Source organism: Helicobacter pylori (assembly GCF_003636935.1).
Lineage (GTDB): Bacteria > Campylobacterota > Campylobacteria > Campylobacterales > Helicobacteraceae > Helicobacter > Helicobacter pylori_CH.
Genome location: NZ_MVVH01000007.1, coordinates 41645 through 64106, shown reverse-complemented (window position 1 = coordinate 64106; position 22462 = coordinate 41645). Strand labels below are relative to the sequence as shown.

18 protein-coding genes and 2 pseudogenes are annotated in these 22462 nt (G+C 38.2%); 13 read left to right on the top strand and 7 right to left on the bottom strand.

What is annotated here, in order from left to right:
• Both EAL87_RS05600 and hopJ read left to right on the top strand, forming a co-directional pair.
• A partial coding sequence (locus tag EAL87_RS05600; RefSeq protein ID WP_120913584.1) for a vacuolating cytotoxin domain-containing protein occupies positions 1–5402 on the top strand: 5402 nt, incomplete at its 5' end.
• A 51-nt stretch (positions 5403–5453) separates the two neighbouring features.
• On the top strand, positions 5454–6554 hold the full coding sequence (hopJ, locus tag EAL87_RS05595) for a Hop family outer membrane protein HopJ/HopK (protein WP_120913574.1): 1101 nt from the start codon (positions 5454–5456) through the stop codon (positions 6552–6554).
• Between the two features lie 67 nt (positions 6555–6621).
• Here hopJ and EAL87_RS05590 read toward each other — a convergent pair whose 3' ends face one another.
• Positions 6622–6828, bottom strand: a complete 207-nt coding sequence (locus EAL87_RS05590; RefSeq protein ID WP_001115888.1) for a 2-hydroxymuconate tautomerase family protein — start codon at positions 6826–6828, stop codon at positions 6622–6624.
• A 115-nt stretch (positions 6829–6943) separates the two neighbouring features.
• On the opposite strand from EAL87_RS05590, the gene recR reads away from it, so the two are divergent.
• From recR to EAL87_RS05535, 11 genes and pseudogenes are all read left to right on the top strand, one after another.
• A complete protein-coding gene (recR, locus tag EAL87_RS05585; RefSeq protein WP_033757337.1) occupies positions 6944–7525 on the top strand; it encodes a recombination mediator RecR in 582 nt (193 codons plus the stop codon).
• A complete protein-coding gene (gene truD, locus EAL87_RS05580; RefSeq protein ID WP_120913572.1) occupies positions 7522–8667 on the top strand; it encodes a tRNA pseudouridine(13) synthase TruD in 1146 nt (381 codons plus the stop codon). The genes recR and truD overlap by 4 nt, the downstream gene beginning before the upstream one ends.
• The gene (htpX, locus tag EAL87_RS05575) at positions 8654–9586 is read left to right on the top strand and encodes a zinc metalloprotease HtpX (RefSeq protein ID WP_240444241.1); all 933 of its coding nucleotides are present in this window, start codon (positions 8654–8656) and stop codon (positions 9584–9586) included. Before truD ends, htpX begins: the two co-directional genes overlap by 14 nt.
• Complete coding sequence (gene folE / locus EAL87_RS05570; protein WP_001943282.1) at positions 9587–10129, top strand: GTP cyclohydrolase I FolE; 543 nt, start codon at positions 9587–9589, stop codon at positions 10127–10129.
• A 15-nt stretch (positions 10130–10144) separates the two neighbouring features.
• Positions 10145–11056 (top strand): polyprenyl synthetase family protein, encoded by a 912-nt coding sequence (locus EAL87_RS05565; RefSeq protein ID WP_120913568.1) that lies wholly within the window; start codon positions 10145–10147, stop codon positions 11054–11056.
• Complete coding sequence (surE, locus tag EAL87_RS05560; RefSeq protein WP_120913566.1) at positions 11053–11856, top strand: 5'/3'-nucleotidase SurE; 804 nt, start codon at positions 11053–11055, stop codon at positions 11854–11856. Before EAL87_RS05565 ends, surE begins: the two co-directional genes overlap by 4 nt.
• Positions 11853–12512 carry a hypothetical protein gene (locus EAL87_RS05555; RefSeq protein ID WP_000037493.1) on the top strand — a complete coding sequence of 220 codons (660 nt, stop codon included), beginning with the start codon at positions 11853–11855 and terminating at the stop codon, positions 12510–12512. Before surE ends, EAL87_RS05555 begins: the two co-directional genes overlap by 4 nt.
• Before the next feature lies 1 nt (position 12513).
• Positions 12514–13116 carry a 6-pyruvoyl trahydropterin synthase family protein gene (locus EAL87_RS05550; protein ID WP_120913564.1) on the top strand — a complete coding sequence of 201 codons (603 nt, stop codon included), beginning with the start codon at positions 12514–12516 and terminating at the stop codon, positions 13114–13116.
• A complete protein-coding gene (locus EAL87_RS05545; RefSeq protein ID WP_120913561.1) occupies positions 13113–13868 on the top strand; it encodes a 7-carboxy-7-deazaguanine synthase QueE in 756 nt (251 codons plus the stop codon). The genes EAL87_RS05550 and EAL87_RS05545 overlap by 4 nt, the downstream gene beginning before the upstream one ends.
• A 97-nt stretch (positions 13869–13965) precedes the next feature.
• Complete coding sequence (locus EAL87_RS05540; RefSeq protein ID WP_120913559.1) at positions 13966–14451, top strand: GNAT family N-acetyltransferase; 486 nt, start codon at positions 13966–13968, stop codon at positions 14449–14451.
• 239 nt (positions 14452–14690) lie between these two features.
• Positions 14691–15047 (top strand): annotated as a pseudogene (locus EAL87_RS05535) (hypothetical protein); the annotation flags it as partial.
• Here the strand turns inward: EAL87_RS05535 and EAL87_RS05530 are convergent.
• The 6 genes and pseudogenes from EAL87_RS05530 to EAL87_RS05505 all read right to left on the bottom strand — a co-directional run bounded on the left by EAL87_RS05530 (position 15023) and on the right by EAL87_RS05505 (position 22450).
• Positions 15023–16387 (bottom strand): MFS transporter, encoded by a 1365-nt coding sequence (locus tag EAL87_RS05530; protein ID WP_120913557.1) that lies wholly within the window; start codon positions 16385–16387, stop codon positions 15023–15025. The pseudogene EAL87_RS05535 and the gene EAL87_RS05530 overlap by 25 nt on opposite strands.
• Positions 16388–16648: 261 nt before the next feature.
• A pseudogene (locus EAL87_RS05525) lies at positions 16649–18360 on the bottom strand (DUF262 domain-containing protein).
• Positions 18361–18423: 63 nt separating this feature from the next.
• Entirely contained in the window at positions 18424–19137 is a 714-nt protein-coding gene (locus EAL87_RS05520) for an amino acid ABC transporter permease (RefSeq protein ID WP_120913580.1), read from the bottom strand.
• Positions 19121–19891, bottom strand: coding sequence for an amino acid ABC transporter substrate-binding protein (locus tag EAL87_RS05515; protein WP_120913582.1), 771 nt, complete (start codon positions 19889–19891; stop codon positions 19121–19123). The genes EAL87_RS05520 and EAL87_RS05515 overlap by 17 nt, the downstream gene beginning before the upstream one ends.
• A 66-nt stretch (positions 19892–19957) precedes the next feature.
• Positions 19958–21091: an alanine racemase gene (gene alr / locus EAL87_RS05510; protein ID WP_120913555.1), complete on the bottom strand. Its 1134-nt coding sequence runs from the start codon at positions 21089–21091 to the stop codon at positions 19958–19960.
• A gap of 6 nt (positions 21092–21097) precedes the next feature.
• Entirely contained in the window at positions 21098–22450 is a 1353-nt protein-coding gene (locus EAL87_RS05505) for an alanine/glycine:cation symporter family protein (protein ID WP_120913553.1), read from the bottom strand.
• Between the last annotated feature and the right edge of the window lie 12 nt (positions 22451–22462).

The following is a 22462-nucleotide window of genomic DNA, read 5'->3' as shown; positions in this document are numbered from 1 at the left end:
AAAATTTACCCACAACGAATGTGTGGAATGGGGTCTATAACCTCCAAAATCAAACTTACTCACAAAAAGGTATTTATTATATTGATCCTAATCTTTCAGGACAGAGCGGTCAAAGCGGCAACACGCTCAGCACTTATACAGCCAATTTGTTCGGAAGAAGTTTTGGCGTGAATATCCAAAATGGCACTTTGATCATAGGGAATAATGCAGAGAGCGTGAATGATAACGGCTTGATTTGGATAGGGCATGGAGGTTTTGGCTATATTACGGGAACTTTTAGTGCGGCTAACATTTACTTGACCAATAATTTTAAAACCGGTGAAGGCGTTTCAAATTCAGATGGTGGGGGAGCGAATATCACCTTTAAAGCAAGCGATAACATCACTATGGATGGCTTGAATTACAATGACGCTGAAACCGTTACCAAGATGATTCAAACGGGGGCTAGCCAGCATTCCTATGCCGCTTTCGACGCTCTAAATAATATCAGCGTAACCAATTCTAGTTTTAGCGATATGACTTGGGGGAAATTCAGTTTTAGCGCTAAGAATATTTCCTTTTCTAACGCTTCGTTTAGCGGCTTTACAAACCCTGGAGGATCAAGCGTTATTAGTGCTAACGCTACTAATTCTTTAAGCTTTATCAATTCTCGTTTGAATGGTGGGGCGGTTTATAATTTGCAGGCTAGTAGCCTTATTTTCAATAACACGCAAGCGGTTTTTAATGTCTTGTATTCTAGGGGGACAAGCAACTTTAACGCTACTACACAGCTTTTAGGTAACACGAATTTCACGCTTAGTTCTCAAAGTTTACTGAACTTTAATGGCAACACAACCTTGCAAGACAACGCCAATATCACGCTTGGTAATAAAAGTCAAGCCACTTTTAAAAATTCTTTAACGCTTGATAACAATTCTAATTTAAGTTTAGACAATCAAAGCGTTTTGAATGCGAATGGCGCAAGCACTTTTAACAATCAAGCGAGTCTCAATATTTATAACGGGAGTCAAGCAACCTTTAATAGTCTCTTTTTTAATGGCGGGACACTCAGTCTTAACGCTAGCAGTAAGCTCAACGCTTCTAACGCTAGTTTTTCAAACAACACCACTATTAATTTAGACGATAGCGTTTTATCAGCCAATAACACAAGCTCATTAAACGCTAATATCAATTTTCAAGGCGCAAGCCAAGCTGATTTTGGAGGGAACACGACTATTGATACAGCAAGCTTTAATTTTGACAGCACAAGTTCATTGAATTTTAACAACCTTACAGCTAATGGAGCGTTGAATTTTAATGGTTATGCGCTTTCTTTGACTAAAGCTTTAATGAGCGTTAGCGGGCAGTTTGTTTTAGGGAATAATGGGGATATTAATTTATCTGACATCAATATTTTTGACAACATTACAAAATCTGTAACTTACAACATCCTAAACGCTCAAAAAGGGATCACTGGCATTAGTGGGGCTAATGGCTATGAAAAAATCCTTTTTTATGGCATGAAAATCCAAAACGCTACCTATAGCGACAATAACAACATTCAAACTTGGTCGTTTATAAACCCTCTCAATTCTTCTCAAATCATTCAAGAGAGCATTAAAAATGGGGATTTAACCATAGAAGTTTTAAACAACCCTAACTCGGCTTCTAACACTATTTTTAATATCGCCCCTGAGCTTTATAATTACCAAGCTTCTAAGCAAAATCCTACCGGCTATAGTTATGATTATAGTAGCAATCAAGCAGGCACTTATTACTTGACAAGCAACATTAAAGGCCTTTTCACCCCTAAAGGCTCTCAAACTCCTCAAGCCCCAGGCACTTATAGCCCGTTCAACCAGCCTTTGAATAGTTTAAATATCTACAATAAGGGTTTTTCTAGCGAGAATTTAAAAACGCTTTTAGGGATCCTTTCTCAAAATTCCGCTGCCTTAAAAGAAATGATTGAATCCAACCAACTAGACAATATCACTAATATTAATGAAGTGTTGCAACTCTTAGATAAGATTAAAATCACCCAAGCGCAAAAGCAAGCGTTCCTAGAAACGATCAACCATTTGACTAACGACATCAATCAAACCTTTAGTAACGGGAATCTCGTTATAGGCGCTACTCAAGATAATGTTACAAACTCTACTAGCTCTATATGGTTTGGGGGCAATGGCTATAGCAGTCCTTGCACGCTAGATAGCGCCACTTGTTCTTCTTTTAGAAACACTTACTTGGGGCAATTATTAGGCTCAACTTCCCCTTATTTAGGCTACATTAACGCTGATTTTAAAGCTAAAAGCATTTATATCACTGGAACAGTGGGAAGCGGTAACGCCTTTGAAAGCGGAGGGAGTGCGGATGTAACCTTTCAAAGCACTAATAACTTAGTGTTGAACAAAGCCAACATAGAAGCTCAAGCTACAGACAATATCTTTAATCTTTTGGGCCAAGAAGGGATTGATAAAATCTTTAATCAAGGGAATTTAGCGAATGTCCTCAGTCAAATGGCTATGGAAAAAATCAAGCAAGCCGGCGGTTTAGGAAACTTTATAGAAAACGCTTTAAGCCCTTTGAGTAAGGAATTACCCGCTAGCTTGCAAAATGAAACCTTGGGTCAACTTATAGGTCAAAATAATTTAGATGATTTATTGAATAACAGTGGAGTCATGAATGCAATCCAAAACATTATCAGTAAAAAACTAAGCATTTTTGGTAATTTTGTTACCCCATCCATCATAGAAAACTACCTTGCTAAGCAGTCTTTAAAAAGCATGTTGGACGATAAAGGGCTTTTGAATTTTATCGGTGGGTATATAGACGCTTCTGAATTAAGCTCTATTTTAAGCGTGATTTTAAAAGATATTACTAACCCTCCTGCAAGCTTGCAAAAAGACATTGGTGTGGTAGCGAACGACTTGTTGAACGAATTTTTAGGACAAGATGTCATTAAAAAGCTAGAAAGTCAAGGCTTAGTGAGTAATATTATTAATAATATCATTTCTCAAGGCGGGTTAAGTGGCGTTTATAATCAAGGTTTAGAGAGCGTGTTGCCGCCCTCTTTACAAAACGCGCTCAAAGAAAACGATTTAGGCGCTCTTTTATCGCCTAGAGGCTTGCATGATTTTTGGCAAAAAGGGTATTTTAACTTTTTAAGTGATGGCTATGTTTTTGTCAATAATAGCTCTTTTAGCAACGCTACAGGGGGCAGTTTGAATTTTGTCGCCAACAAGTCTATTATTTTTAATGGCGATAATACGATTGACTTTAGCAAGTATCAAGGCGCATTGATTTTTGCTTCTAATGATGTTTCTAACATCAATATCACCACCCTAAACGCTACAAATGGCTTAAGCCTTAATGCGGGTTTGAATAACGTGAGCGTTCAAAAAGGGGAAATTTGTGTCAATTTAGCCAATTGCCCCACAACCAAAAACAGCTCTACTAGTTCTAGCGTAACCCCCACTAATGAGTCTTTAAGCGTGCGCGCTAACAATTTCACTTTCTTAGGCGCAATCACCTCTAATGGGGCTATTGATTTGTCTCAAGTAAAGAATAATAGCGTTATAGGCACGCTCAATCTTAATGAAAATGCGGCCTTGCAAGCCAATAATTTAACGATCACTAACGCTTTGAACAACGCCTCTAACTCTACGGCCAATATTAATGGTAATTTCACCTTAAACCAACAAGCGACTTTAAGCACTAACGCTAGTGGTTTGAATGTCATGGGGGATTTTAATAGCTATGGCGATTTGGTGTTTAACCTTAGCCATTCAGCTAGCCATGCCATTATCAACGCTCAAGGCACAGCCACGCTTATGGCTAATAGCAATAACCCTTTAATCCAGTTCAACACTTCTTCAAAAGAAGCCGGCACTTATACGCTTATTGATAGCGCTAAAGCCATTTATTACGGGTATAACAACCAAATCACAGGAGGCAGCAGCTTAGATAATTACCTTAAGCTTTACACGCTCATTGATATTAATGGCAAGCATATGGTGATGACTGGCAACGGCTTAACTTATAACGGGCAAGCCGTGAATATTAAAGATGGCGGTTTAGTTGTAGGCTTTAAAGACTCTCAAAATCAGTATATTTACACTTCCATTCTTTATAATAAAGTGAAAATCGCTGTTTCTAATGATCCTATCAATAACCTACAAGCCCCCACTTTAAAACAATATATCGCTCAAATTCAGGGCGTTCAAAGCGTGGATAGCATTGATCAAGCTGGAGGCAACCAAGCGATTAATTGGCTCAATAAAATCTTTGAAACTAAGGGAAGCCCTTTATTCGCTCCCTATTATTTAGAAAGCCATTCCACAAAAGATTTAACCACGATCGCTGGAGACATTGCCAACACTTTAGAAGTCATCGCTAACCCTGATTTTAAAAATGATGCCACTAATATTTTACAGATCAACACCTACACGCAGCAAATGAGCCGTTTAGCCAAGCTCTCTGACACTTCAACTTTCGCTCGTTCTGATTTTCACGAGCGCTTAGAAGCCCTTAAAAACAAGCGTTTCGCTGATGCGATCCCTAACGCTATGGATGTGATTTTAAAATATTCTCAAAGAAACAGAGTTAAAAACAATGTGTGGGCGACAGGAGTTGGAGGGGCTAGTTTCATTAATGGAGGCACTGGAACTTTATATGGTATCAATGTAGGGTATGACCGATTCATTAAAGGCGTGATTGTGGGGGGTTATGCCGCTTATGGGTATAGTGGGTTTCATGGAAATATCACTCAATCAGGCTCTAGCAATGTCAATATAGGCGTTTATAGCCGAGCGTTTATCAAAAGAAGCGAATTGACGATGAGCTTGAATGAGACTTGGGGATACAATAAGACTTTCATCAACTCTTATGACCCCCTACTCTCAATCATCAATCAGTCTTACAAATACGACACTTGGACGACTGACGCTAAAATCAATTATGGCTATGACTTCATGTTTAAAGATAAAAGCGTTATTTTTAAACCCCAAGTAGGCTTAGCCTATTATTACATTGGCTTATCCGGTTTAAGAGGCATTATGGATGATCCTATTTACAATCAATTCAGAGCCAATGCTGACCCTAATAAAAAATCCGTTTTAACGATCAATTTTGCCCTAGAAAGTCGGCACTACTTCAATAAAAACTCTTATTATTTTGTGATTGCGGATGTGGGCAGAGACTTATTCATTAATTCTATGGGGGATAAAATGGTGCGTTTCATCGGTAATAACACCCTAAGCTATAGAGATGGCGGCAGATACAACACTTTTGCTAGCATTATCACAGGCGGGGAGATAAGGTTATTCAAAACCTTTTATGTGAATGCCGGCATAGGGGCTAGGTTTGGGCTTGATTATAAAGATATTAATATTACCGGAAACATTGGTATGCGCTATGCTTTTTAATGGTATCATTAAACCCATTTTTAACAAACCCAATTCATAGCAGGATCACCCATGCCAAAAACCTTATTTTCTTTATCTTTGCCTTTATTATTTTTATCTTTTTGTATCGCTGAAGAAAATGGGGCGTATGCGAGCGTGGGGTTTGAATATTCTATCAGTCATGCAATCCAACACAATGACCCTTTTTTGAATCAAGAACGCATCCAAATCATTTCTAACGCTCAAAATAAAATTTATAAACTCAATCAAGTCAAAAATGAAATCATAAGCATGCCCAATACCTTTAACTACATCAACAACGCTTTAAAAAACAACTCCAAATTAACCCCTACTGAAATCCAAGCCGAGCAATACTACCTCCAATCCACCCTTGAAGGGATTGAAAAAATAGTCATGCTCAGTGGGGGAATTGCATCTAACCCTAAATTAGCCCAAGCGTTAGAAAAAATGCAAGAACCCATTACTAACCCTTTAGAATTAATAGAAAACTTAAAAAATTTAGAATTACAATTCAGCCAATCTCAAAACCGCATGCTTTCTTCTTTATCTTCTCAAATCGCTGCAATTTCAAATTCTTTGAACGCGCTTGATCCCAACTCTTATTCTAAAAACATTTCAAGCATGTATGGGGTAACTTTGAATGTGGGTTATAAGCATTTCTTCACCAAGAAAAAAAATCAAGGGTTGCGCTATTACTTGTTTTATGACTATGGTTACACTAATTTTGGTTTTGTGGGCAATGGCTTTGATGGTTTAGGCAAAATGAATAACCACCTCTATGGGCTTGGGATAGACTATCTTTTTAATTTCATTGATAATGCAAAAAAACATTCTAGCGTGGGTTTTTATGTGGGCTTTGCTTTAGCGGGGAGTTCGTGGGTAGGGAGTGGTTTGAGCATGTGGGTGAGCGAAACGGATTTTATCAACAATTACTTGACAAATTATCAGGCTAAAATGCACACGAGTTTTTTCCAGATCCCTTTGAATTTTGGGGTTCGTGTGAATGTCAATAGGCACAATGGCTTTGAAATGGGATTAAAGATCCCTTTAGCGGTCAATTCCTTTTATGAAACGCATGGCAAAGGGTTAAATACCTCTCTCTTTTTCAAACGCCTTGTGGTGTTTAATGTGAGTTATGTTTATAGTTTTTAGGGGGGTAGGGAAACAGACACCCCTTAAATATTGGCGTATCGCAATCTTTGAATTTTAAAAACTAGATTTAGTTTTTTTGCCTCAAATGATGGACGCTCTCGCCCCCAAGACCATAATTATTAGAATCCACCTCATCTATAATGACCACGACAGAAGCCTTATTTTTGTTTAACACCTTAACCATCAAATCTGAAACCCCTTCAATCAATTGTTGTTTTTGCTCGTTTGTTGGCCCTCCATTTTCTGGCACAAGTTTGATATTGATAAACGGCATGTTATTCCTTAAAATTGAGATAACGCATTATAGCGTTTTTTCATCTTAAACCCTCTTTTAAAAACAATAAAAAACCCTTTTATCTCTTTCAAGTCAAGTTGGATATACTAACAGAATGAATACTTATAAAAACAGCTTGAACCACTTTTTAAATTTAGTGGATTGTTTAGAAAAAATCCCCAATGTGGGTAAAAAGTCCGCCTTTAAAATGGCGTATCATTTGGGTTTGGAAAACCCCTATTTGGCACTCAAGATCACGCACGCCTTAGAGAACGCCCTAGAAAACCTTAAAACATGCACATCTTGTAACGCGCTCAGTGAGAGTGAGGTTTGTGAGATTTGCTCTGATGAAAGCCGACAAAATTCCCAACTTTGCATGGTTTTACACCCAAGAGATGTGTTTATTTTAGAAGATTTAAAGGACTTTTTAGGGCGCTATTATGTGTTAAATTCTATAGAAGAAGTGGATTTTAACGCCCTAGAAAAACGCCTGATTGAAGAAAACATTAAAGAAATCATTTTCGCTTTCCCTCCCACTTTGGCTAATGATTCTTTAATGCTTTATATTGAAGACAAATTACAGCATTGCCGCCTCACTTTCACTAAAATCGCTCAAGGCGTGCCTACTGGAGTGAATTTTGAAAACATTGACTCCGTTTCGCTCTCAAGGGCGTTCAATTCAAGGATCAAAGCATGAATTTAAATTTTATGCCCTTATTGCATGCTTATAACCATGCGAGCATTGATTTTCATTTCAATTCTAGCGCTAGGGATTTTTGCGTGCATGAAGTGCCTTTGTATGAATTTAGCAACACAGGCGAACATGCCGTTATTCAAGTGAGGAAAAGCGGTTTAAGCACTTTAGAAATGCTTCGCATTTTTTCTCAAATTTTAGGGGTAAAAATCGCTGAATTGGGTTATGCGGGCTTGAAAGATAAAAACGCGCTGACGACTCAATTCATCTCACTCCCTAAAAAATACGCCCCCTTACTAGAAAAAAACACGAGCAACTTTCAAGAAAGAAACCTTAAAATCCTGTCTTTGAATTACCATCATAATAAAATTAAATTAGGGCATTTGAAAGGGAATCGCTTTTTTATGCGTTTTAAAAAAATGACCCCCCTAAACGCTCAAAAAACGGAACAGGTTTTAGAACAAATCGCGCAGTTTGGCATGCCTAATTATTTTGGCTCGCAACGCTTTGGGAAGTTCAATGACAACCATAAAGAGGGTTTAAAAATCTTGCAAAATAAAACGAAATCCGCTCATCAAAAATTAAACGCTTTTTTAATTTCAAGCTATCAAAGTTATTTGTTTAATTCGCTTTTAAGCAAACGACTAGAAATCAGTAAAATCATTAGCGATTTTAGTTTAAAAGAAAATTTAGAATTTTTTAAACAAAACAATTTAAGCGTTGATTCAAACACTCTAAAAACCCTTAAAAACCAAAATCACCCCTTTAAAATCCTAGAAGGCGATGTGATGTGCCATTACCCTTATGGGAAGTTTTTTGACGCTTTAGAATTAGAAAAAGAAAGCGAAAGGTTTTTGAAAAAAGAAGCTGCGCCTACAGGGTTACTAGACGGCAAAAAAGCTCTTTATGCAAAAAATTTGAGTTTAGAAATTGAAAAAGAATTCCAGCATAATCTTTTAAATAGCCACGCTAAAACGCTAGGTTCTAGGCGGTTTTTTTGGGTGTTTTTAGAAAATGTAACCTCTCAATATATCAAAGAAAAAGCGCAATTTGAATTGGGATTTTACTTGCCTAAAGGGAGTTATGCGAGCGCATTGCTCAAAGAAATCAAGCATGAGAAAGGAGAAAATAATGACGAATTTTGAAAAGATTATCGCGCAAAACAGACTCAAAACGAACGCGGTTTTAGCCACTTATTGTGCGATCTTTGCTTTTATCGGGTTGTTGGTGGATGTTATTAGAATTAATGCTAATGATTTGGGCATAGCTCTTTTTAAACTCATCACTTTTCAAATTTTTCCTGCAATCACCATTATCATGTTTTTAGCGGCTTTTGTCGTTATTGTTGTTTGTATCCAAAATTTTAGCTCTATCATGTTAAGCGGTGATGAATACAAGCTTATTGACACAAGCAAGGTTTTAAGCTCTAAAGAAAATCAAATCCATCGCCTTTTGTTAGAGCTTTTAGAAGAGGCCAAACTTCATTTTGAGCCTAAGCTTTATATCATTAACGCCCCTTACATGAACGCTTTTGCGAGCGGTTGGAATGAATCTAATTCTCTTATCGCTCTTACAAGCGCTTTAATAGAGAGATTGGATAAAGATGAATTAAAAGCCGTGATCGCTCATGAGCTCAGCCATATACGGCACAATGACATCCGCTTGACCATGTGCGTGGGGATTTTAAGCAATATCATGCTGTTGGTGGCTAATTTCAGCGTGTATTTTTTCATGGGGAATCGCAAGAATAGTGGGGCGAATTTGGCCCGAATGATTTTATTGGCTTTACAGATCATCTTGCCTTTTTTAACGCTTATTTTACAAATGTATTTGAGCCGCACACGAGAATACATGGCCGATAGCGGGGCGGCGTTTTTAATGCATGACAATAAGCCCATGATCAGAGCCTTACAAAAAATTTCTAACGATTACACCAATAACGATTATAAAGAAATAGATAAAAATAGCACCCGATCAGCGGCTTATCTTTTTAGTGCTGAAATGTTTAGCACCCACCCTAGCATTAAAAATCGTATCCAATCTTTATCCAAGCGTGTGATCTAAATGGAAAATTTTTTCAACCAATTTTTTGAAAATATCGGCGAAGACAAGAACAGAGAAGGCTTGAAAGAGACGCCTAAAAGGGTTCAAGAATTATGGAAATTCTTGTATAAAGGCTATAAAGAAGATCCTAGAGTGGCTTTAAAAAGCGCGTATTTTCAAGGCGTTTGCGATGAAATGATAGTGGCTCAAAACATTGAATTTTACTCCACTTGCGAGCACCATTTGCTCCCTTTTTTGGGGAATATCAGTTTAGGATATATCCCTAAAGAAAAGATTGTAGGCATTAGCGCGATCGCTAAACTCATTGAAATTTATAGCAAACGCTTGCAAATCCAAGAAAGGCTGACCACTCAAATTGCAGAAACCTTTGATGAAATCATAGAGCCAAGAGGCGTGATCGTGATTTGCGAGGCCAAACATTTGTGCATGAGCATGCAAGGGGTGCAAAAGCAAAACGCGATCATTAAAACAAGCGTGTTGAGAGGCCTATTCAAAAAAGACCCTAAAACCAGAGCTGAATTTATGCAACTCTTAAAATCTTAGGTTATAATTCTATGCATGAATAGCCCTAATTTATCCTTTTATTATAATGAGTGCGAGCGTTTTGAAAGCTTTTTAAACCACCATCATCTACACCTTGAAAGCTTCCACCCTTATTTGGAAAAAGCCTTTTTTGAAATGGTGCTTAATGGAGGCAAAAGGTTCCGCCCCAAGCTTTTTTTAGCCGTGCTTTGTTCTTTAGTGGGTAAAAAAGATTATTCTAACCAACAAACAGAATATTTTAAAATCGCTTTAAGCATTGAATGCTTGCACACTTATTCGCTCATCCATGACGATTTACCTTGCATGGATAATGCCGCTTTAAGGAGAAACCACCCCACTTTACACGCTAAATACGATGAAACCACAGCCGTTTTAATCGGCGATGCGCTCAACACTTACTCTTTTGAATTGCTCTCAAACGCTTTGTTAGAAAGCCATATCATTGTGGAATTAGTCAAAATCTTAAGCGCTAATGGGGGGATTAAAGGCATGATCTTAGGGCAGGCTTTGGATTGCTATTTTGAAAACACGCCCTTAAATTTAGAGCAGCTCACTTTCTTACACGAGCATAAAACCGCTAAATTGATTAGCGCGAGCTTGATGATGGGGCTTGTTGCAAGCGGTGTTAAAGATGAAGAGCTTTTTAAATGGCTTCAGGCTTTTGGGTTAAAAACGGGTCTTTGCTTTCAAGTGCTAGATGATATTATAGATGTTACACAAGATGAAGAAGAAAGCGGTAAAACCACTCATTTAGACAGCGCTAAAAACAGCTTTGTGAATTTATTGGGGCTAAAAAAGGCAAGCGATTACGCCCAAACTTTAAAAACAGAGGTTTTAAACGATTTAAATCTACTAAAACCCGCTTATCCTTTATTGCAAGAAAATTTAAACGCATTATTGAACACTCTATTTAAAGGCAAGACATGAAAAAAATTCTACTCACCAATGATGATGGCTACCATGCAAAAGGCATTAAAGCTTTAGAACAAGCTTTAGAAGAAATGGCAGAAATTTATGTGGTCGCCCCTAAGCATGAAAAAAGCGCATGCTCGCAATGCATCACCATCAGCGCGCCTTTAAGAGCGGAGAAAATTAAGGGCAAAGAAGGCAGGCATTACAGGATTAATGATGGCACGCCGAGCGATTGCGTGTATCTGGCTATCAATGAGCTGTTCAAACATGTCTCTTTTGATTTAGTGATTTCAGGGATCAATCTTGGATCTAACATGGGCGAAGACACGATTTATTCGGGAACGGTGGCCGGAGCGATTGAAGGCACCATCCAGGGCGTGCCTTCCATTGCGATTTCTCAAATCCTTTCTAACAAAAATAAAAACACTCCCCTAAATTTTGATCTGGCTCAAAAGATCATCCAGGATTTAGTCCAAAACATTTTCAAAAACGGCTACCCTTTAAAAGGGCGCAAACTCTTAAACGTGAATGTCCCTAATTGCTCCTTACAAGAATATCAAGGCGAATGCATCACCCCTAAAGGCTATAGGGTGTATAAAAAAGAAGTACACAGGCGCACAGACCCCAAAAATGAAAGCTATTTTTGGCTAGGGTTACACCCCTTGGAGTGGCAAAAGCGTGAAAATGAAGACAGACTCTCTGATTTTGACGCTATCGCTTCAAACCATGCCTCTATCACGCCTTTAAATTTAGACTTAACCAGTTATGATGATTTGAAAAACTTGGAATCTTGGCATGAGGGAATGTTAAAGTGAGTAAAAAGCACCGCTTGGCTTTTTTAGGGCTAATTGTTGGGGTGTTTTTTTTCTTTAATGCATGCCAACACCGCTTGCACATGGGGTATTATTCAGAAGTTACAGGGGATTATTTGTTCAACTATAATTCCACTATCGTGGTGGCTTATGACAGAAGCGATGCGATGACTTCTTATTATATCAACGTGATTGTTTATGAATTGCAAAAATTAGGCTTTTATAATGTCTTCACGCAAGCGGAATTCCCACTAGATAAAGCCAAAAATGTGATCTATGCGCGCATTGTCCGTAACATCTCAGCTGTGCCGTTTTATCAATACAATTACCAATTGATTGATCAAGTCAATAAGCCTTGTTATTTTCTTGGGGGGCAGTTTTATTGTTCCCAAACCCCTACCGATTACTACGCTATCAATGGCTTTAGCGAGCAAATTTTAATGAGCGCTAATTCGCATTTTATTTTGGATTGGTATGATGTGGTGTTGCAAAAACGGGTTTTATACGTGGATGGGAGCGTGAGCGGGAGGACTTGCGGCTATCAAATGCTTTATAGGGATTTGATTAAAAGCACAATCAAGCGCATTGATTTTAACCGCCCTGAACGCTACTACTATAATTTAAGACTGCCCCTTTATCAGCCATGTTATAGGCAATAAAATGGTTATCAGGCGGTTGTATAAATTTTGCGCTAGCCATGTGGTGCGCAATTGCTCCTCTTTAAAATGCGCTCAAAATATCCATGGGCATAATTATGAAGTGGAAGTCTTTATTGAAACCAACCGCTTAGATAGCGCGAACATGGCATTAGATTTTGGGTTGATGCAACAAGAAATGCAGGTTTTCATTGAGTCGTTTGATCATGCCCATCATTTTTGGGATAAAGAAAGCGATGAGTTCCAGCGTTTTATAGAAAATCATTGCGTTCGTTACGTGAAATGCTCGTTTAATTTGAGCGCAGAAAGTTACGCCCTCATGTTTTTATACTACCTGACAAGGATTTTACAAAAAAGCGTTTTTTCTAATGATGAAGGGGAGTTAAAAGTCTCTAGCGTGCGCGTGCATGAGACTAAAAACGGCTACGCTGAAAGCTCTTTAAAAGATTTAGAAAACCCCCATTTTAAAACTTTAGTGCATCCAAACTGCGTCTCTTTCTCGCAAGGCATTCAAAATTTGTGGCAAGATAAGGATTTTTTCAATAAAATCATCAGCGATGAAAAACAATGCTTTTTTCATGCTAAGCCCTTACACCAGATCCCATGAAACTCCCGGTCGTTGAGAGCTTTTTTTCCTTACAAGGTGAAGGAAAAAGGATAGGCAAGCCCAGTCTTTTTTTACGCTTAGGGGGGTGCAACCTTTCTTGCAAGGGCTTTAATTGTAAAACCATATTGGATGATGAAATTCTAACAGGTTGCGATAGTTTGTATGCGGTGCATCCTAAATTCAAAGAAACTTGGGATTATTACAACGATCCTAAACCCTTGATTGAACGATTAGAGGATTTAGCCCCTAATTATAAACATTTTGATTTCATTCTCACAGGCGGGGAGCCAAGCTTGCATTTTAATAACCCTATTTTAATCAGCGTTTTAGAGCATTTTTATCGCCAAAAAATCCCTTTATTTGTAGAGAGTAATGGCTCTATTTTTTTTGAATTTAGCCCTATTTTAAAAGAATTGCATTTCACTTTAAGCGTCAAACTCTCTTTGTCTTTAGAGGAAGAAAGCAAGCGGATCCATCTTAAAGCCTTGCAAAATATCTTAAATAATGCTAAAAGCGCGCATTTTAAATTTGTTTTGGACAGCCAAAACGCCGCTCAATCTATTATAGAAATTCAAAGCCTTTTGAAACAACTCTCCTTAAAAAATAATGAAATCTTTTTAATGCCCTTAGGCACAACCAACGACGAGCTAGACAAAAATCTCAAAACCCTAGCCCCCCTAGCCATAGAGCATGGTTTCAGGCTGAGCGATAGGCTCCATATCCGTTTGTGGGATAATCAAAAAGGGTTTTAAAATCCATCATATCATACAAAGCGTTATTATTTTAAGCTAAAAATTGTTATCATTACATTCATTAAGGGATCATTTTATCTTTGGAAGTTAGAAAATCATGACCATCAGAGTTTTTTCGCCCAAATACCCCACTGAATTAGAAGAATTTTATGCTAATCGCATCGCTGATAACCCTTTAGGGTTTATCCAACGCTTGGATCTTTTGCCTAGTATTAGCGGTTTCGTTCAAAAATTGCACGAGCATGGCGGGGAATTTTTTGGAATGAGGGATAATGGGAAGCTCATTGGGATCTGCGGGCTTAATCCTATCAATAAAACAGAAGCAGAGCTGTGTAAATTCCACATTAATACCGCTTATCAATCCCAAGGGCTGGGTCAAAAACTCTATGAGAGCGTGGAGCGATACGCTTTCATTAAAGGCTATACTAAGATCTCTCTGCATGTGAGCAAGAGCCAGATCAAAGCATGCAACCTCTATCAAAAGCTGGGTTTTTTGCAAGTCAAAGAAGAGGATTGCGTGGTAAAATTGGGCGAAGAGACTCTGATTTTCCCTACGATTTTTATGGAAAAGATTCTGTCTTAATTAGTGCATCCATTTGACACACGCCCAAGCGACATTCAAACTATCGAACTTTCATTAACACAACCCAATTAACGCTAAATAAACCCTAAAACAAACGCTTGTTTTTAAAATTTTGTTTCAATATGAAATTCTAAAGCCCTTGTAAAAATAAACAAACAATCCCCTTGAATTGTATAATAAAGACACTATAAACTAAAAAGAGATAGACATGAAAAAACTATTCATTCCATTTTTATTATTCAGCGGTTTGGCAACAGCTCATCAATCAAAACGCCTTGCCGATCAACTACGCTAACTTAGGGAGTCAAACAAACTACAATCTAAACGCTAGTTTGAACACGCAAGATTTAGCCAATTCCATGCTCAGCACCATTCAAAAAACCTTTGTCACTTCTAGCGTTACCAACCACTATTCTTCAAGCGCTTCGCAAAGTTTTAGAAGCCCTATTTTAGGGGTTAACGCTAAAATAGGCTATCAAAACTACTTTAATGATTTCATAGGATTAGCTTATTATGGCATCATCAAATACAATTACGCTAAAGCTATTAACCAAAAAGTCCAACAATTGAGCTATGGTGGGGGGATAGATTTGTTATAAATTGGAGCCATTAAAAGCGATACGATAAAAGCAATTAAAGCAACCACAAAAATATAAAAGCTTAAACCATAACTTTGCAAACTTTCAGGCGCTGCTATAGCTTTTGCGTTTAACCAGCTTGAAAGTTGAGGGGTAAAGCCAGCGGTTATGGCATAGGCTATGTTATAAGCGAAGGAAATCCCGCTAAAACGGATTCTAGCGCTAAACACATCGCTCATAAAAATAGGGCAAAAATTCATAATGCCTGCGCAAAAACAAGCTAAAAAGTATAAAACTATGGTATTTACTAAACTTGGCGCGTTAGAATAAAATTCTTTGAAGAATAAAAAGCCAAAAAAGCCAAAGGCCACACTAAAAGCCATGCAAACTTTGTGCGGTTTGATTTTATCGGCCAAAAACCCGGTTAAAATAATAGAACTTACAATACCGACAAGCCCTAAAATTTGAAAATAGGTTTTTTCAAAAGGAGTGAAATTAAAATTGGGATACATGAGGGTAAAATTGGGAACAAAAAGGATAAAAATCAAAATACAAGCGGTTAAAACCCAAGTGATAAGCATGGAGATTGATATGCCAAAGCGAGAGTTTTTAAACACCTCTTTAAGCGGGAATTTAACCAAGGCATCGTCCTGCTTCATTTGCTGAAAAACAGGAGTTTCTTCTAAAAAGCGCCTCAAATAAACAGAAATGATACCAAAAACCCCTCCAAGTCCAAAGGCAACCCTCCAAGCCCAATCTTCAACAACAGCCTTATCAAAAACCATATAAATCCCAATATAAACCAAACTCCCAAGCAAAATCCCGGAAACTACAGAAGCGGTTAAAAAACCGATATAAGTGTTTTTTTGGCCTTGCGGAGCATGTTCATGGACAAAAACCCAAGCGCCAGGCAATTCACCACCCACAGCAACGCCTTGACAAATCCTAACAAACACCAAAAAAACAGGAGCTATATAACCAAGATAATGAGCGTTTTTTAGGCTAAGTCCCATGCTATCAACGCCAAAACCCACCAAATGATCAAAAGTTGGCATCAAAGCGAGTGCAAAGGTTGGGATTACCATCAATAAAATAGAGAGCATGAACATGTTTTTACGACCGAATCTATCCCCAAAGTGGGCCATCACTATGCCACCAAGCGGGCGCGCCAGATAACCTGCAGCAAAGATACCATAAGTGTTGATTTCAGACCAAATAGGGCTGAGCGTGTTTGGGAAAAAGTGCTTGGCAATGATGCTTGTAAAAAATACAAAGATAATAAAATCGTAAAATTCTAAAGTCCCGCCAAGCGAAGATAACCCTAAGGTTTTTATCTCTTTTCTGCCTAAATGTTTTATTGATTATCCTTTCACTAAGGCTATCGCCCTGTTTTAAATTTGTCATTTTGAAACTAAGATGGATAAGATTGATTTTATATAACTATCTCACACCTTAAGGGCATTTTTTAGATAACAAGCATTAAATGAAATTTGATTAGCGTTCAAAAAGTGAATCATTCTATCTTTTTTATTATTAAGCATCACTTAAACGAGTTTAAATTTTGTTTTACCCGTTTTGTCAAAACGCTTTACCCGATTATATCAGCCACGAAAACACTCCTATGAAGACTTAGGCAATAACACTTCTTTTAATGTTTTAATGATAACTTCTTCTCTTTTTTCACGAAATGCCTTTATATTTTCCCATTCTAATTCTAGGGTAGGGTCAATATAATTTTTTTCTTTATACTCTTTTATGGCTCGCTCACTTTTATATTCTTCTTTGAGCCACACTTCAGGGTCTTTATCCTTTTTAACAATATTCTCTGCACCTTCTAAAAGCTGGAGGTTGAATAAATAATCCCTCCACTTATAGAAATCTTTATTTAATTTTTTATTTTTCTCATTAAACTTGGACTTTGGATAAATATGGTCTATATGAAAAGTGGTGGTTTTATACTTCAGGTTTGGGTATAAGATTTGCAAGATAGGAAAGACTTGAGGATTGCCGTATTGAGGATACAACACCATCTCTTCTATCATATCGTTAGTGATTTTTAAAGGATTTGTTTCATGTTTGGCTAAATTGTGGTTGAATGATTCAAAGGTTTGCGCATCCTTCATGCTATTGGCTATGATGCTTAATTTTGTATCTGTCGAGTTGCTAAAATAACTTGTGATTTGAGCGTTACGGACAAATTTTAGGGCTTGTTTTTTATCGCTCTCATTCATTTTTGAATTTAAAAAATAAAAATAAGCTAAACTGGATAGGATATAAGCTGAACCCAGATAGCTGGCATAACCAAAATTTTCTAATAGCTCCGCAGCGTTATAAATGCTATCTGTAATTTTCTCCCAATTGTCTTCAATCTCTTTGATATTCTTTTTATTAAAATTTTTTAATTCAAAAGTAGTGTCTTTACCAATGAGAAGCAAGCAGGTTTTTAGCACCTGGTCTTGCCCCATGTTTGAAAAACCTTTTTCTTTTAAAGCATCCATTAGCTCATTCATTTTTTCTCTAATATCGCTTGAAAAGCTTGCTGTCAAAATAGACATCAATAAATCAGAATAGCTCAACTTGACCCCACCGCTATTGACACGGATAAAAATATTTAAAACTTCATCAAGATTTTTTTCTGTTTCTTCAAAAAATGAAATGAGTTGTTTGTCGTGAAAAGCTTTGTTTAGCTTTTCTAATAACTTCAATTTATCACCTTTTATAAATCATGTTCTTGCACATAATTCCAAACATCTTTCAACTCTAAAATATCCCCCACCTTAAACCACCAATGTTTCTTATCGTTTTCAGGCGTTTTGGCATGAAATTCAAACTGGTAATTGTCTTCGGGGTTGTCCATGTTTGGCTGGTGTTTCAAATTCAAATACAAACGCTTTTCTTCATAAGCGTTAGGGTTGTTGGTTTTAGCGTTCTTTTTCTTAAGCGTTCTAGTGCCTTTAAGCCCGATATAAAGCGAGGTTAAGCGTTGTTGACCATCTAGGACAATAGACAAATCATCACGCATGATTTGTTCAATACGGATTTTTTCATTGTGGGGCTTTCGCTCATCGTAATTCTCAATAAATTTATAAAGTTGGAAATTGAGTTTATCGCTATCTTGTTCGTCGCTCTTGGCTATATCCTCTCTTTGTAATTTCCAAAATAAAAAAGAGCCGATAGGATAGCCCCTAAGAATGGAGTCAAAAAGTTGCTCTATCTTTTTTTCATCGGCTTTTTGGAGCCACACGTATTCACGCTGAATGTCAGGCAAAAAATAACGAACATTCAATCCATCTACCACTTCTTTAATGCTCTTATCCAAAAACACACCCATGGGAATTTCCTTATCTTGTATTATTTAGGCTGTATTATAATCAAATATTAGAATGAGCCAACTTTAATTTAAGATTTTCTCCACGCGCTTTTGGACCGCTTCTAAAACCAAGCAAAAAAGCCAATAAATCAAAGCGGCTTCCAAATAAATAGGCAAAAAATCATAGCTGGCGTTCGCTTTTTGCTGCGCGATTCTAAAAACCTCTGCGATAGTTACCACAGAAGCTAAAGAAGTTTCTTTAAAAAGGCTGATGAAGGTGTTACTCAGGCTTGGCGTGGCGACTTTGAGCGCTTGAAAAAAGATGACATGCCAAAAAGTTTGCAAGTAATTCAAACCCAAACTCAAGCTTGAATCCCACTGATCTTTAGGGACAGAAAGAAAGCTCGCCCTTAAAGTCTCTGAAGCGTATGCCCCCACATTAAAGGAAAACGCAATAATGCCTGCCGGGATTGGATCCATATAAACCCCAAGGGCGGGCAAACCATAAAACACCACCACGATTTGGACCAATAAAGGCGTGCCTCTAATGAGCGAGACATAGAAATTCACGCCCGCTAATAAAGCCTTATGCATGAAATGTTTAGGGGGTGCGATTTTAATGAGAGCCACCACAATAGCAATCAATAAGCCCAAAATAAAAGAGATAACCGCTAAAGGCAAAGAAATGCAAAAAGCGGCTTTTAGCATGGGGTAGAAAGCCTCTAATAGTAATTCCAAACGCTCCTTGCTCAAATCTAAAGATTCAAAAAACAAAGACAAATTAGGGCTGGCTGACATCTTTTCCAAAAAATTGTTCGCCTAAGCGTTTTAAAACCCCTTTATTGATCAATCTTTGCATCGCTTGGTTGATAAGCTCTAAGGCTTTTTCTTGGTGCTTGTTAATAACAAAGGAAGCGCCCCCATCTTTTTCTTTGGATTCCCATGCGATTTTAAAGGGGTTATCTTTGTGGGTGTTTAGGTAGTTTAAGATCGCTAAAGAACTATTTAAGGTCAAATCGGCTCGTTTTTGCGCCACTAACAACAAAGCTTGCGCCATAGAATCCACCGAAACGATTTGAGCGTCGTATTTAAAAGCGATTTCTCCATAAGTGGAGCTTAAAGTGTTAGCCGCCTTTAAGCCCTTAATGTCTTTAATATCTTTAATGCGGTTTTCATCTTTTCTAACTAACATGATCGTGCCTGAATAGCTATAAGGCAAGCTTTTATCAAAAGCCGCTTGGCGTTTTTTAGTCGTCAAACTCACTTGGTTAGCGACCATATCAAAACGCCCCGATTTCAAACCTGTCAGCATAATATCCCATGAAGTTTCATGGAATTTGATTTTCACGCCAAGCTCTTTAGCCAGCTCCCTAGCCACCTCCACATCATAGCCGGTGAGCTTGCCCTCTTTATTGTGGTAAGTGAAAGGGGGGTAAATGCCCTCTGTGCCAACACTGATAGTCTCTTTATTGACAAGTTTTTCATACAAGCCAGAAGCGTTCAAAAAACTCCCCAAAAAACTTATTACTAACAAAAATAAAACTTTTTTCATTTTATATCTTAATCCTAAATTTTTCAAGCATTCTAACACAAAATAAAAATTTTGCATGGTTTGATTTTAAATATAAACACGCTCCAAGCGTTTGGATAAAGTGCTGATAGTTTCATAAGGAATGGTGTTTAAAAGCGCAGCAATCTCGCTTGCGTCATTAGCCTTAGCGCTTTTATCCCCAAACAAGATGACTTCATCGCCCTCTTTGGCTTGAATATTATTGAGTTTGACAAAGCACTGATCCATGCACACCTTGCCAATAAGGGGGGCTAATTGGTTATTGATCGCTACTTGAATGCGATTGCCCAAAGCGCGTATTAACCCGTCCGCATACCCTAGCGCTAAAACACCCACTAAAGTCTCTTCATTCGTGTAAAAATGCTTGCCATAGCCAATAAACTCGCCTTTTTTGACGCTTTTGATTTGAACGATTTGAGCTTTTAGGCTGATAACATTTTTTAAGATTGTTGGGCATGATTCTTTCATTCCATTAGAGGGGTAGAAGCCATAGAGCATGATGCCTGGGCGGTAGAGGTTTAAAAAGCGGTTTTCATTCCCGTTACACAAAGAAAGGATGCCGGCGGAATTGTAAGCATGGCGGTATTGGAACTCTATTTTTTGATCCAAAAGCTGCTCTAAAAAAGCGTTAAAGGCTTTCATTTGGTTTTTAGCATGGGTTTTGATCTTAGCGTCAGCGTTGCTCAAATGCGTGAATATCCCCTCTATTTCCAAGCCTTTTAAAGCGCGGATTTTTTTAATGGTTTCTATGCTTTTAAAATTAGGCTCTAAGCCCAAGCGGTGCATGCCGGTATCAATTTTGAGATGAATTTTTAAGCGTTTTTTGGATTTTAAAGCCGCTTGGGAAAAAACCTCCGCTTGTTCAAGGCTAAAAACCATAGCGCTCAAATTGTTATCAATTAACATGGAAGCGTTAGCATTAGGGCTATAGCCTAAAATCAAAATGGGGGTTTTAGGGAAATGAGAGTGCAACTCTAAAGCTTCATCTAAGGCCGCTACCCCTAAATAATTAGCCCCCTCTTGTAAAAAAATTTCGCTCGCTTTAATCGCTCCTGCCCCATAAGCGTTCGCCTTGACAACCGCCATGATATGGGCGTCTTTAGGGACAATGCTTTTGACTGCACTAAAATTATGCCTTAAAGAAGCGGTATTCACTTCTACAAAACTCGCCCTTTTTAACATGTTATTTTATTTGTTGGAGTGCTTGCTAAAATACCAACGAGTTTCAGAATACACCACTTTATGCAATAAAATCAAAGCGATCAAATTAGGGATAGCCATAAGCCCGTTAGAAAGATCCGCTAAATTCCACACAAAATCAATTTTAGCCATAGCCCCCACCATCACGCTCGCTAAAAAGATCAAGCGGTAATATTTCACTTTTTTTTCACCAAAGGCGTATTCCGTGCATTTTTCCCCATAATAAGCCCAACCAATGATCGTAGAGTAGGCAAAAAAGATCATGGTCAAAAAAATCACCACCGTCCCTAATGAGCCTAGAAAATACTCCGTGCTTTTTAGAGTGAGCAAATTAGCGCTTAATTTTTCCCCATTAGGGAGCAAGGTGTTGTATTCTGGCGCCATTAAAATCACGCTCGCTGTTGCCGAACACACCACTAAGGTTACAATAAAAGTTTGGAGCATGGACACTAAGGCTTGGCGCACCGGGTGGCGCGTTTGAGCGCTTGCGGCAATAATGGCTGAACTCCCTAACCCCGCTTCATTAGAATACAACCCCCTAGCCACGCCCGTTTTTATCATTGTCGCTATCAACGCGCCACTCGCTCCACCCACAACGGGTTTAGGGTTAAAGGCTTCTTCAAAAATGAGTTTGATGGCTTGAATGGCTAAATCAAAATGGCTGACAATAATATAAATAATAGCGATCAAATATAAAAGCACCATAATAGGAGCTAAGTAAGAAGTGAATTTACCAATGGATTTAATCCCCCCTATGACAATAACAGCGGTTAAAAGAGTGAGCAATAAGCCTGAAACCCAAGTGGGCAAGTTCGCTTGTTCGCTCAAAATGGAAGAAACCGCATTAGATTGCGTCATGTTACCGGTGCCAATGCTCGCAATAATCGTAAAAATCGCAAACGCCATGGCGAGTTTGGGCATGTTGAGGCCGTTTTTGATGTAATACATAGGCCCTCCGTTGTATCCAAACGCCCCCTTTTCCCGGTATTTCACCGCTAAAATCCCCTCAGAATACTTAGTCGCCATGCCAACAAGCCCAGTAACCCACATCCAAAACACCGCTCCTGGCCCTGCAATGCTGATAGCGGTCGCTACGCCCACGATACTCCCAATGCCTACAGTCGCCCCTAAAGAGAGCATGAGAGCGGAGAATTGCGAAATATCTCCCTTAGATTGGGACTCTTTGTCAAAAAGGATCTTGATTGCATAAAAGATTTTACTGAATTGCAAACCCCTAAGATAAAAGGTCAAAAACAAGCCGGTGCCTACTAATAAAATTTGCATGGGAATCCCCCACACCAAATTAGATAAATAACGCACCACCGAATCAATCGTTTCCATAAAAACTCCTTA

Coding starts and splice junctions, on each gene's coding strand:
- hopJ (WP_120913574.1), top strand. CDS start 5,454: ATGCCAAAAACCTTATTTTCTTTATCTTTGCCTTTATTATTTTTATCT.
- EAL87_RS05590 (WP_001115888.1), bottom strand. CDS start 6,828: ATGCCGTTTATCAATATCAAACTTGTGCCAGAAAATGGAGGGCCAACA.
- recR (WP_033757337.1), top strand. CDS start 6,944: ATGAATACTTATAAAAACAGCTTGAACCACTTTTTAAATTTAGTGGAT.
- truD (WP_120913572.1), top strand. CDS start 7,522: ATGAATTTAAATTTTATGCCCTTATTGCATGCTTATAACCATGCGAGC.
- htpX (WP_240444241.1), top strand. CDS start 8,654: ATGACGAATTTTGAAAAGATTATCGCGCAAAACAGACTCAAAACGAAC.
- folE (WP_001943282.1), top strand. CDS start 9,587: ATGGAAAATTTTTTCAACCAATTTTTTGAAAATATCGGCGAAGACAAG.
- EAL87_RS05565 (WP_120913568.1), top strand. CDS start 10,145: ATGAATAGCCCTAATTTATCCTTTTATTATAATGAGTGCGAGCGTTTT.
- surE (WP_120913566.1), top strand. CDS start 11,053: ATGAAAAAAATTCTACTCACCAATGATGATGGCTACCATGCAAAAGGC.
- EAL87_RS05550 (WP_120913564.1), top strand. CDS start 12,514: ATGGTTATCAGGCGGTTGTATAAATTTTGCGCTAGCCATGTGGTGCGC.
- EAL87_RS05545 (WP_120913561.1), top strand. CDS start 13,113: ATGAAACTCCCGGTCGTTGAGAGCTTTTTTTCCTTACAAGGTGAAGGA.
- EAL87_RS05540 (WP_120913559.1), top strand. CDS start 13,966: ATGACCATCAGAGTTTTTTCGCCCAAATACCCCACTGAATTAGAAGAA.
- EAL87_RS05520 (WP_120913580.1), bottom strand. CDS start 19,137: ATGTCAGCCAGCCCTAATTTGTCTTTGTTTTTTGAATCTTTAGATTTG.
- EAL87_RS05515 (WP_120913582.1), bottom strand. CDS start 19,891: ATGAAAAAAGTTTTATTTTTGTTAGTAATAAGTTTTTTGGGGAGTTTT.
- alr (WP_120913555.1), bottom strand. CDS start 21,091: ATGTTAAAAAGGGCGAGTTTTGTAGAAGTGAATACCGCTTCTTTAAGG.
- EAL87_RS05505 (WP_120913553.1), bottom strand. CDS start 22,450: ATGGAAACGATTGATTCGGTGGTGCGTTATTTATCTAATTTGGTGTGG.